The following is an 11,443-nucleotide window of genomic DNA, read 5'->3' as shown; positions in this document are numbered from 1 at the left end:
TGACCACCGACCCTTCTTCGTGCCACGCCCCTAACACCACGCGGTGGCCAGTTTTCGCCCCAAGCTGTACATCATGGATTGCCGGGCGATGGGTGTGGCCGTGGATCATCCACTCTACGCCTGCCGCCTGCATGTCATTCACCACCGCCTGCGGGTTCACATCCATAATTTCCTGTGATTTTCCCTGATTAGACGCTTTGCTGTTGGCGCGCATTTTGGCGGCAATACCTAAACGCCATTTCAGCGGCAGCATCAGAAACAACTTTTGAATCAGCGGATTATGCACTTTCTTGCGGAAGTTCTGATAGGCAACGTCGTCGGTACACAACGTATCGCCGTGCAGGATCAGGACGCGGCGGCCATAAAGTTCGAGGACTTTTTTCTCTGGCAGCAGGGTCATCAGGCTGTCGCGCGCAAAGCGGCGGCCAAGCAGAAAATCGCGGTTGCCGTGAATGAAGAAGCAGGGAACGCCTTGCTGGTGTAAGTGGTTTAACGCCGCAGCGATGTCTGCGTGTAACGGCTGTGGATCATCGTCGCCAATCCAGGCTTCGAATAAATCCCCGAGAATGTACAGCGCGTCGGCCTGCGGCGCATCTTCGCGTAAAAAACGCAGAAAACCGGCAGTGATTGCCGGTTCCTGTGCGCAAAGATGGATATCTGCGATAAAAAACGTGGTCATCCCGACGTTGATTATTCGCTGACTGTGACGCTTTTGATCACAACATCTTCTTTTGGAACATCCTGGTGCATGCCGCTACGGCCGGTTTTCACTGCGCGGATCGCATCAACCACATCCTGACCTTCAACCACTTCTGCGAATACGCAGTAACCCCAACCCTGTGCGTTTTTGCCGCTGTGGTTCAGGAAATCGTTGTCAGTTACGTTGATGAAGAACTGTGCAGTGGCAGAATGCGGATCGTTGGTACGCGCCATCGCCAGCGTGCCTTTGGTGTTTTTCAGGCCGTTGTCTGCTTCGTTTTTGATCTGTGCGTCGGTGTTTTTCTGGTTCATGCCTGGCTCAAAACCGCCGCCCTGGATCATGAAACCGTCGATAACACGGTGGAAAATTGTGTTGTCGTAGAAGCCTTTACGGCAATAGTTCAGGAAGTTTTCAACCGTAACGGGTGCTTTGTCAGCAAAAGTTTTTACTACGATGTCGCCGTGGTTGGTGTGGAAAGTGACCATATTAATCATCCTGCTTATGTTGATGTGTGCTCTCAGTAAGAGCCGCTACTATAGCCTTTTCTTATACCATAACTCAAAAGTTGCCGTCAGCAGGCGGTTTGTGAGGACTAAAGCCCGTCCGGCGGCCTTATGCCGTTTCGGTGAAGGCGTTTTCGTTATATTATGAGCCCGAGCGTCGCGAAAGCGCGCAACCATCATTTTCTACGCCCAACACACGGAATAGCCTGATGCTGAAGATTTTTAATACCCTGAGTCGCCAAAAAGAGGAATTCAAGCCAATTCATGCCGGTAAAGTCGGGATGTACGTGTGTGGGATCACTGTTTACGACCTGTGTCACATTGGTCATGGCCGGACTTTTGTGTCTTTCGACGTGGTGTCGCGTTACCTGCGTTACCTCGGTTATGACCTGAAATACGTGCGTAATATCACTGATATCGACGACAAGATCATCAAACGTGCCGCTGAAAATGGCGAGAATTTCTCCGCACTGACCGACCGTATGATCGCTGAAATGCACAATGATTTTGCTGCGCTGAATATTCTGCCGCCGGACGCCGAACCGCGCGCGACGCAGCATATTCAGGAAATTATCGAAATCGTGCAGAAGCTTATCGACCGCGATCACGCCTATGTGGCCTCAAACGGCGACGTCATGTTCTGGGTGGAAAGCGATCCTGATTACGGCCTGTTGTCCCGTCAGGATCTGGACCAGCTGCAGGCGGGCGCCCGCGTGGAAGTGGAAGCCAATGTAAAACGCAATCCGATGGATTTCGTGCTGTGGAAAATGTCCAAGCCGGGCGAGCCGAGCTGGACGTCACCGTGGGGCGAAGGCCGTCCGGGCTGGCATATCGAATGTTCTGCGATGAACTGCAAACAGTTGGGCGATCATTTTGATATCCACGGCGGCGGGTCTGATCTGATGTTCCCGCACCACGAAAACGAAATTGCGCAGTCCAGCTGCGCGCACGACGGCCCGTATGTGAACACCTGGATGCACTCCGGCATGGTAATGATCGACCGCGAAAAGATGTCCAAATCGCTGGATAACTTCTTCACCGTGCGCGATGTGCTGAAATATTATGATGCCGAAAGCGTGCGTTACTTCCTGATGTCTGGCCATTACCGCAGCCAGCTTAACTACAGCGAAGAGAACCTGAAACTGGCGCGTACCTCGATGGAACGTCTGTACACCGCACTGCGCGGGACGGATACCGCCGCAACGCCAGCCGGTGGTGACGCTTTCGTTGCCCGTTTCCGCTCCGCCATGGACGACGATTTCAATACCCCGGAAGCCTACTCCGTGCTGTTCGATATGGCGCGCGACATCAACCGCCTGAAAGCGGAAGACCTGTCGGCGGCCAACGGTCTGGCGGCGGAACTGCGTCAGCTGGCGGGTGTGCTCGGTCTGCTGGAGCAGGATCCGGAGCAGTTCCTGAAATCCGGTGCGCAGGCGGATAACGACGATGAAGTCGCTGAAATCGAAGCGTTGATCAAACAGCGCAACGATGCCCGCGCCAGCAAAGACTGGGGTATGGCGGACAAAGCGCGTGACCGTCTCAATGAAATGGGCATCGTGTTAGAAGATGGTGCGGCGGGCACCACCTGGCGTCGCAAGTAATCTCATTGCTACCTGAAATGACACCAATGGCTCCCAACCGGGGGCCATTTTTATAAGGATTGTCCTGTGAGCAACATGCTTCTGACGTATCAGCCTCCGTATGACTGGCAGTGGATGACGGCGTTTCTCGGCGCGCGGGCGTTGCAGGGCGTTGAGCAGCAGGACGGCGATGATTATCAGCGTACCCTGGCGGTGTTACACAACGGCGAGCGGCTGACCGGCTGGCTGCGCTTGCGGCCTGTACCGGCGGAAAATCGCGTTGAACTGGAACTCTCACCGTCGCTGGAGCCGGCCGCCGGGAAGGTTGTGCAGCAGGTGCGGCGTTTGCTGGATCTGGATGCCCGACCCGACGTGATTGCCGCCGGGCTGGGGGCGCTGGCAGACAATGCAGCGGGACTCAGATTACCGGGATGCGTTAACCGTTTTGAGCTGACGGTCAGGGCGATCCTCGGGCAACTGGTCAGCGTAAAAATGGCGGCGACGCTTGCCACCCGGCTGACGGAAAAATGGGGCGAACCCGTGAACACGCCGTTTGCAGCCCTGACGCATTTGTTTCCGTCTCCGGCCGCTATCGGGCAATTAACGGTGGATGATTTGCGCGGTATCGGCGTGCAGGCAAAACGCGCAGCCTGTCTGATCGGGCTGGCGCAGGCGGTCGAAGCAGGGGAGTTACCACTGGATACCATAACCGATGCGCAGGAAGGGATCCGATTGCTGCTGGCAATGCCCGGCATCGGCAGCTGGACCGCCAGTTATGTCGCGATGCGCGCCTGGTCGGCGCCCGACGTTTTTCTCGGTGGTGACTATCTGATTAAGCAGCGTTTTCCGGGGATGACACCGGGTAAAATTGCCCGTTACGCCGTAGTCTGGCGGCCGTGGCGCACTTATGCCACGCTGCATTTATGGTTCAATAATGACTGGCAGCCCGATACGCCTTAGTGAATGCCGAAGTAACCGGTATTGAGCAGTTTTTCCAGTGAGGTTTCCGGGGCAATGGTATCGCCGCCGACCAGATCGATGCCAATGCCGGTGAGTTTATCCAGCGTCTCATTGATATCCGCCGGGCCCGCCAGCGTCTGCGCGTTCAAGCGGTGAGTGTTGCCATGCAGGATCGTCACCAGCACTTCATGCATCTGGTTGTAATGGATCTGTGCCATAAAGCTCGGATCAATCTGCACGTAATCCACCATATTGGCCTTTAACTGGTTAAATTCGAGCATGTTTTTGCCGATATTCTGCACCACGATCTTACATCCCTGCTGACGGATACCGCCGATAAACGTCCGCAAATCGGGATGCTTGAGCAAGACGGCATCATCAATCATCAGGGTGATCGACGACAGCGGCAGCGGCGTGGTCTCCAGCAGATGCAGCAATTCATCACGCAGCGCCGGTTGCAAAAGACCTTCGGTTGAGAGCGGGATGGCCACACAAATGCCTTTATTGGCGATGCCTTGTCCGTAATCCAAAAGCACGCGCCGTAACAGCCAGCGGTCAACGTCCGCCATCATGTCGTAAAAATGGGCGGCCTGCAGGAACAGCGCTGCCGTTTGCACTATCTGATTGGGGATCGCCAGCTGTACCGATATCTGATAGAAACACACCGACAGCGGCGTTTTCGGCGGCGATGCGGCGCGGCAATGCAGCGTCAGCTGATTTTCGGTGAGAATGCGGGTGATATCTTCCGGGCGGAACAGCGCCGTGTGTGAAGACAGTTGCAGTTTTTGCCGCGATTCATAGGTAAAGACCCGGCCGCGCCCGTTGTGTTTGGCGGTGTAACAGGCGACGTCGGCCTGCGCCATATATTCGCTGCCGCTGATCCTGGCATCATTAATTTGCGTCAACCCGGCGCTGGCGCCGATGCGGTAAATCTGTTCTTCCCAGATAAACTGGAACGCGTTGATTTTGTTCACCAGTTGCTGAAGGGTTAACAACCCCTGTTCCAGCGGACAATCAAACAGGATCAGTGCAAACTCATCGCCGCCCAGGCGTGCCAGACGGTCGCTGTTACGGATGTGATCCTGCATCAGCGTGCTCAGCTGGCGCAGCAGTTCATCTCCCGCCGCGTGGCCCGCCGTGTCATTGATCGCCTTAAACCGGTCGAGATCGATAAACGCCAGACTGTGCGGCTGCTGATGTATCGCGGTCAGACTCAGTGCTTTTTTCAGGCTCTTTTCAAAGCTGCCACGGTTAGCTAAACCGGTGAGTAAATCATGTGATGCGCTGTAGCTGAGTTTGCGCATCAGTTCGCGGGATTTACTGACGTCCTGCAACACCAGCACAATGCCAATGGGTTCATCTTTTAGGGTACGCAACGGCGAGACCGCCAGCTGGACGTCAAACATGCCGGTATTGTGGCCGTGCAGAACCAGAGACTGTTCGACGGAGGAGTGCAAATTCTCGTTGATATCGAACTGCTGCAAATTACCCAGCAGCGGCCCCTCCGGCCCTTTGGTGATGTGGACAATGCGCCCGACCGGCTGACCCTGTGCCTGAAACTCTTTCCAGCCGGTCATGTTCTCGGCGACCGGATTCATGAAGGTGACGTTCAAATCCCGGTCGGTGGAGATCACGGCTTCGTTGATGGAATTGAGCGTGATGTGCAGCAGTTCTTTTTCTTCATGCAGCGCTTCGGACAGCCGCTTGTTAGTCACTTCGGTGTGTTTCAGCTCGGTAATATCTTCGATTTGCGAGATGAAATAGAGCGGTTTCTGATCCTCATCCCGCACCAGGGAGACGGCCAGCAACACCCAGACCATTTCACCATTGCGGCACAGGTAGCGCTTCTCCATGGTGTAGCTCTGAATTACGTCATCCAGCAATTGCTGGAGCAAGGCGAGGTCTTTACCTAAATCTTCCGGATGAGTGATGTCCTGAAAAGACAGGGTTTTCAGGTAGTCGGCTTCATAGCCCAGCAGCTTACACAGCGATTTATTCACCTGCAGCCATTTACCCTGCGGGGAAACCAGTGCCATGCCGATTGCCGAGTATTCCATGGCATTGCGAAAGCGGTTTTCGCTCTGCGTGATATGTGACTTTTCGGTACGCAGGGTGTGCATCGCCATCGCCATCGCATTGGCGGGCAGCAGGATCAGTAACAGCGGCAGGAAGATCAGCCCTTGCGGGATCTGTATGGCATGGGGCTGGACGGTGATAATACCGCTGGTTTGCAGCAGGGCGATCATCAGCGTCATCGACAGGAAAATAATAAAGGCTTCAAGGCGCGGCAGGCGGATAGCTGACCACAGCAACGGAATAGTGATAAAGGCAAAGGTATAAGGCAGCCATTTAAGCGCCATAAAACCGAGCGCCAGCGTGATGACCAGTGTGGCAAGCAGTTCAACAAGACGACGTGAAGTCAGAATTTGTTTGAGGTAGCCGCGCTGATAAATCAGCCCCAGCGGCGTCAGCGCGAGGATAGCCACCGCTTCTGACATATACCAGGTGGCAAAACGATCCTGCAATTCCGCCGCGGTGTGGATGTGCAGAATGAACAGCATCATAAACACCGAACTTACCAGCGGGCAGAAGATCACCGCGATCACCAGAAATTTGACCCAGTGGCTCAGGCCGGAAAGTGGATCTTGCGCCGGTAACGCGCGGCGCAGCAACAAGGCGCAGAGCGTGGCTTCAATCAGATTATTCACCGTGTAGGGCAGGTAAAGCAGCACCGGCGTACCCGCGATAAAATGCGCGGCAACAATGCCCAGCGCCGCAGCGCAGAGCAGCGGGATCCAGTCGAGATAGCGGTGATGAAACAGCACCGGGATCAGCAACGCCGTCGGCAACCACAATCCGGCCAGACTCGAGGTTTTTTGAATGATTCCCAGGCAGGCAAGGGCCAGCAGACAAATGGCAATGCCCGTCAGCAAAGGCACCTTCCAGTTGACCTTTTCCGAAAAGAAAGTGGTCTGTTTTATTTTTTCCACGGTGCAAACCTTTTTCTGACTGGCCGTGAGTGGCAGGCAGTAACGGTGAAACTTGTTTTTTCTGTTATTAACCCCCGCATCACCTGAGACAACGTCTGTTAAGACGGCATTCTTCGCGTCGGAGGGATATCTATTTTTTTAAGATTATTAGTATGAATTCTACATCACTCTTACAGCGATAACGAATAATCAGTAGCAGAAATCAAACGCGTTTCTCAGCGGGTATTATCGGGAAAATTCTGCGGGAAAGCGTTTACCGGCCCGCAGGCCGGAAAAGAGGTTTAGATCAGGAATATAGTGGCGAGGCCGAGGAAGATAAAGAAGCCGCCGGTGTCGGTAAGTGCGGTAATCATCACGCTGGAACCGATGGCGGGGTCGCGGCCCATGCGGACCATCGTGAGCGGGATAATGACGCCCATCAGCGCCGCCAGCAGCAGATTGAGGATCATGGCCAGGGTCATTACGCCGCCCATCTGCCAGTCGCCGTACAACAGCCAGGTGACGATACCCATCAGCCCGCCCCAGACCAGACCGTTAATCAACGCCACGCCAAGCTCCCTGAACATCAGAAATTTCAGGTTCCCTACCTGAACATGGTGCAGCGCCAGACCGCGCACGATCATCGTGATGGTCTGATTTCCGGTGTTACCGCCGATGCCCGCCACAATCGGCATCAGGGCGGCGAGCGCCACCAGCTGCGAAATCGTGTGTTCAAACAGACCAATCACGCGCGAAGCCACAAAGGCGGTACACAGATTGATAGCCAGCCACGCCCAGCGGTTGCGTACCGCTTTGCTGACCGGAGAAAAGACATCCTCTTCCGGGCTTAACCCGCCCATCCGGCGCAGATTGCTGTCGGTGTCGTTGTTGACGAAATCAACGATCTCTTCCACCGTCAGCCGTCCCATCAGCTTGCCTTTTTTATCCACTACCGGCGCGGTGATCAGGTCATAACGTTCGAACGCGCTGGCGGCGTCTTCGGCTTTATCTTCCGGCTCGAAGCTGGTGAGATCGGTAATCATCACGTCAGCGACTTTGGTCTCCGGCGGATTGAGTAAAATGGTGGTCAGCGGCAATTCGCCAAGCAGCGTGTTTTTGCGGTCAGTGACAAAGAGCTTGTCGCTGGCCTGCGGAATGATTTTGCGGGAGCGCAGAAAACGCTGAACGGCGCCGAGCGTGACGTCCGGACGGACGGTCAGCAGCTCGAAATCCATGATTCGGCCAACGCATTCTTTGTTGAACTTCATCACTTCGCGGACTTTTTCCCGCTGCTTTGGCTCCAGAGAGGTCAGCACACGGCCAGTCAGGTCACGGGGAAGATATTCTGCCAGATACACCTGATCGTCTACATCAAGCAGCGACATGGTTTTCAGCAGGTCTTTGTCGCTCATCTCTTCAATGAGGCTGTCCCAGACGGTTTCGGAGACTTCGACCAGCGCTTTACCGCGCGCTGCCGGTTCGACCAGACGCCACAGCGCCAGACGTTCGCGGATCGGCAACGCTTCCAGGACGTCGGCGACGTCGGCTGCGTGGAGTTTTTGCACCCGCGAGCTGAGCTCTGCGGTGTAATCCATCAGCTGCGCGCGTGTGGCGTCATCAACGTCAGGTTCCTCGCCCAGAATACTGTCGGCGAGGTCATCGGTGTTCAGAAGGAGATCGAGGATCCTGCTGCGGCTTTCGGCCAGTTTCTGGCCGTAGTTTTTCGGTTTTTCACCCGACATTTGAGATCCTTAGTCCTTTGAGTAACGGCAGGTTTTCAGCGTACCGGTACAGGTTTTTTCCGGCGTCTGTTGCTGTGGCCCCACTGTCTGCGTATCGGTCTGCGTTTGCTTTTGATTCTGGTGATGTGAATACGCGCCGAAAGCGGAGTAAACCAGTCGCCCGAACAAAATAATGAAGCTTACCGAAAGAACAATTTTCGTCATCTTGATGTTGGATTTTCGAGACATAGTCGTGTCGGCTCAGTGGATCTTTGCTCCGGTAGAAGTGATGAAAGAGTGTAAATGATAACGTTTACAATATAACGCACAACTAAACGACGCTCCAGATAAAGGAAAAATGCAAAAAGTGCGGTTTATTTTCACCGGTAAGAAAAGTCGCACGATAACTTTACCATTCAGACAATCTATACGTTTAAAGTTAATCTCATGGATTTGAATGTATTTATTATTTGGTTAATCACGTGCGAAATTGTTTGAGCTTCATTTAGCGGATATTTGGAAGAATGTGTTTATTGATCAGCATCAAGAGCATTAATATAAAGCCGATTAGAATTCAGCCATAATTTGTGATTCATGACACCAACCTCCGCTGTTTCTATTCTTTCTGCGTTTTTCAGTGAAAAGATGTTTATGCCGATAACTGCGCGCGGAACCCGTTGTCACTGTCACCCGGCGTTTCACACACGCCCGTTTCATCCTGACACCTATACTGCGTCATGACTTTCATACGCGAAACTTACGATGGATCCGATGCAAAAACTCTTCTCGTGGAATGAACTGCGCCATAAATGGTGGGGGCTTCCGATCTTCTGTGCGCTGGTGCTGATCCCGCTCAGCTCGTCGCTTTCTCCGATCATTTTCTTGCCGGAAGGGCGCACCTATCTGATTTATATGCCGCTGGCGACCTGTGTGGCCTTGCTGATGGTGTTTGACTGGGCGGCATTCCCCGGCATTGTGCTGACGCTTTTCCTGCGCTACTACCTGCGCGTGGGCGCGGAAATGGGAACGCTGATGACGGTGATTTATTTCACGTCGCTGTTTCTTGCCTGGCTGGGCTACCGCTGGCAGGCGGGAAGCCGCTGGTCTGCACCGCTCGGGCTGATGAATCAGGCCTGGGTGCGGGTCGGCTGGCTGCTGATTTTCCTGACGTTCTTCTTCATTATTGTGCTGCAAATTGTCGTGGAAAGCGGCCTGCTGCCAGAATATCTGGGGATGGCGACACGCGATTTTATGACGCTGCGTACGCTTATCAATCTTCAGGCGATGATTCTGGGTATTCTGCTCAACTCGCATCTGATCTATCTGATTATCCGCATTATCCGCCGCCCGCGTTACTGGCGCGTGTTGCGCATGATGTTGCGAAAACAATGTGCGCCCGGTGTGAAACCGGCTGAAATGGTGCTGTGGTTTATTGTGCTGGGCACAATGGTAGCGCTGCTGTGCATTCAGGGGCTCAGCGAGCCTTTCATGAAAATCCTGCTGAGTGATTACACGCTGACGTTGCTGTTCCCGGTGTTACTGTTCGGTGCACTGCGCTATGGCTATTACTTCATCAGCATTGTCTGGACCATCACGCTCACCATTTTATTCCATTATTATCAGGGTTTTATCTCTGACACTAACTTTGTCCATAATCTGGTTTTCGTGTCCGCCCTGATGCTGGTTTATACCATCACGCTGTTGCTGATGGCGGTGATCTCCTCCCGCCAGCGGCTGCTGATGAAAAAATTCAAAGCTGCCGCATTACAGGATCCGGTTTTCGCCTTGCCAAACCTGCGCGCTTTTAACCGTGATTTGGCGATTTATCCGCGCTCCTTGCTGTGCTTTGTTCGTGTTTCCGATATGGATGTGCTGAGCCGTAACTACGGTATGCAGCTGCGTATTCAGTTTAAGCAGCAACTGGCGATGGGGCTGAAGCCGTATCTGCAGCCGGGCGAAAAAGTGTATCACTTACCGGGTTACGATCTGGTGCTGCGGCTTAACAGTGAAGACGTTGAAGGAAAACTCCAGCAACTGTATGAGTATGTTGAAGATTTTCGTCTGATCTGGAACGGATTACCGCTCCATCCTAATATCGGTCTGTCTTATTGCACGGTCTATTCACCGGTCGAGCATCTGCCGATCTTGCTGGGCGAACTGAGCGGGATTGCCGAAGTGTCGCTGACCACCGGTAAACCGGAATCGAACAAAAGCGATCACAGCCAGGTGCAGCTGGAAATCAGAGAGAAGGTCGATATGCTGCATAAAATCCAGCGCGCGCTGGATGACGATCGCTTCGTTCTGATGGCGCAACCTATCTCAGGCGTGCGGGGTGACAATTATTATGAAATCCTGCTGCGCATGTTCGATGGCGCGCAGGAAAATCTGGTCATGCCGGATAAGTTCCTGCCGGTTGTGCATGAGTTTGGGCTTTCCTATCAGCTGGATATGTGGGTGCTCAGGCACACGCTGATGTTTATCAACGCGAACCGTTCGCGTCTGCCGAGCCTGCGTTTTGCCGTCAACTTTACGCCATCGACGCTGTGTCGCCCGACGTTCACCCGTGATTTCAAAACCCTGATGGCTGAGTTTGAGGTGGAGCCTTTCCAGATCGTTCTGGAAGTGACGGAATCACACTTATTGCAGGACGTGAAATACGCTGACTCTGCCATGCGCGAGCTGCGTAATTACGGCTGCCGGATTGCCATCGACGATTTCGGTACCGGTTATGCCAGTTATGGCCGTCTGAAAGCCATTCAGGCCGATATCATCAAAATTGACGGCAGCTTCGTTCGCAACATGCTGACCAATTCGCTGGATGGCTATATCGTGCAGTCGATCTGTCAGGTCGCCAGAATGAAACATCTGAGCATTGTGGCGGAGTACGTCGAAACCGAAGAGCAGAAGGCAGCCCTGCATGCGCTGGGGGTTGATTACATGCAGGGTTATCTGGTGGGTAAACCTGAACCTTTGGCGTCCCTGCTGGCGTTTCGCAAAGACTGACCTTCAG

At 53.8% G+C, this 11,443-nt stretch carries 8 protein-coding genes; 3 read left to right on the top strand and 5 right to left on the bottom strand.

The annotated features are described in order from the left end of the window. Both lpxH and ppiB read right to left on the bottom strand, forming a co-directional pair. The coding region (gene lpxH, locus ED901_RS11555; RefSeq protein WP_122095976.1) for a UDP-2,3-diacylglucosamine diphosphatase at nt 1-679 on the bottom strand (679 nt) is incomplete at its 3' end. 11 nt (nt 680-690) lie between these two features. Further along, the gene (ppiB, locus tag ED901_RS11550) at nt 691-1,185 is read right to left on the bottom strand and encodes a peptidylprolyl isomerase B (protein ID WP_056771274.1); all 495 of its coding nucleotides are present in this window, start codon (nt 1,183-1,185) and stop codon (nt 691-693) included. Nucleotides 1,186-1,412: 227 nt separating this feature from the next. Between ppiB and cysS the strand changes: the two genes are divergently transcribed. Next, nucleotides 1,413-2,804 (top strand): cysteine--tRNA ligase, encoded by a 1,392-nt coding sequence (gene cysS / locus ED901_RS11545; RefSeq protein WP_122095975.1) that lies wholly within the window; start codon nt 1,413-1,415, stop codon nt 2,802-2,804. A 75-nt stretch (nt 2,805-2,879) separates the two neighbouring features. After that, nucleotides 2,880-3,743 (top strand): DNA-3-methyladenine glycosylase 2, encoded by an 864-nt coding sequence (gene alkA, locus ED901_RS11540; protein WP_240993920.1) that lies wholly within the window; start codon nt 2,880-2,882, stop codon nt 3,741-3,743. Here alkA and ED901_RS11530 read toward each other — a convergent pair. The 3 genes from ED901_RS11530 to ED901_RS11520 form a co-directional block, all read right to left on the bottom strand. Beyond that, nucleotides 3,740-6,733, bottom strand: coding sequence for a PAS domain S-box protein (locus ED901_RS11530; protein ID WP_240993915.1), 2,994 nt, complete (start codon nt 6,731-6,733; stop codon nt 3,740-3,742). The genes alkA and ED901_RS11530 overlap by 4 nt on opposite strands. A 281-nt stretch (nt 6,734-7,014) precedes the next feature. Beyond that, nucleotides 7,015-8,454: a magnesium transporter gene (gene mgtE, locus ED901_RS11525; protein ID WP_056771295.1), complete on the bottom strand. Its 1,440-nt coding sequence runs from the start codon at nt 8,452-8,454 to the stop codon at nt 7,015-7,017. 9 nt (nt 8,455-8,463) lie between these two features. Beyond that, nucleotides 8,464-8,682 carry a YfgG family protein gene (locus tag ED901_RS11520; RefSeq protein ID WP_056771298.1) on the bottom strand — a complete coding sequence of 73 codons (219 nt, stop codon included), beginning with the start codon at nt 8,680-8,682 and terminating at the stop codon, nt 8,464-8,466. Nucleotides 8,683-9,195: 513 nt separating this feature from the next. Here ED901_RS11520 and ED901_RS11515 point away from each other — a divergent pair. Then, on the top strand, nt 9,196-11,436 hold the full coding sequence (locus tag ED901_RS11515; RefSeq protein ID WP_056771301.1) for an EAL domain-containing protein: 2,241 nt from the start codon (nt 9,196-9,198) through the stop codon (nt 11,434-11,436). Nucleotides 11,437-11,443: the final 7 nt, after the last annotated feature.

Source organism: Rahnella sp. Larv3_ips, from assembly GCF_003697865.1.
In the GTDB taxonomy this organism is placed as follows: domain Bacteria; phylum Pseudomonadota; class Gammaproteobacteria; order Enterobacterales; family Enterobacteriaceae; genus Rahnella; species Rahnella rivi.
Note: the sequence above shows the minus strand (reverse complement) of the source record. Positions and strands in the feature narration are given on the sequence as shown.

What these genes read in the sequence shown, in the direction of transcription:
- ED901_RS11515 (WP_056771301.1), top strand. Translation starts at nt 9,196, where the DNA reads ATGGATCCGATGCAAAAACTCTTCTCGTGGAATGAACTGCGCCATAAA.
- mgtE (WP_056771295.1), bottom strand. Translation starts at nt 8,454, where the DNA reads ATGTCGGGTGAAAAACCGAAAAACTACGGCCAGAAACTGGCCGAAAGC.
- alkA (WP_240993920.1), top strand. Translation starts at nt 2,880, where the DNA reads ATGCTTCTGACGTATCAGCCTCCGTATGACTGGCAGTGGATGACGGCG.
- cysS (WP_122095975.1), top strand. Translation starts at nt 1,413, where the DNA reads ATGCTGAAGATTTTTAATACCCTGAGTCGCCAAAAAGAGGAATTCAAG.
- ED901_RS11520 (WP_056771298.1), bottom strand. Translation starts at nt 8,682, where the DNA reads ATGTCTCGAAAATCCAACATCAAGATGACGAAAATTGTTCTTTCGGTA.
- ppiB (WP_056771274.1), bottom strand. Translation starts at nt 1,185, where the DNA reads ATGGTCACTTTCCACACCAACCACGGCGACATCGTAGTAAAAACTTTT.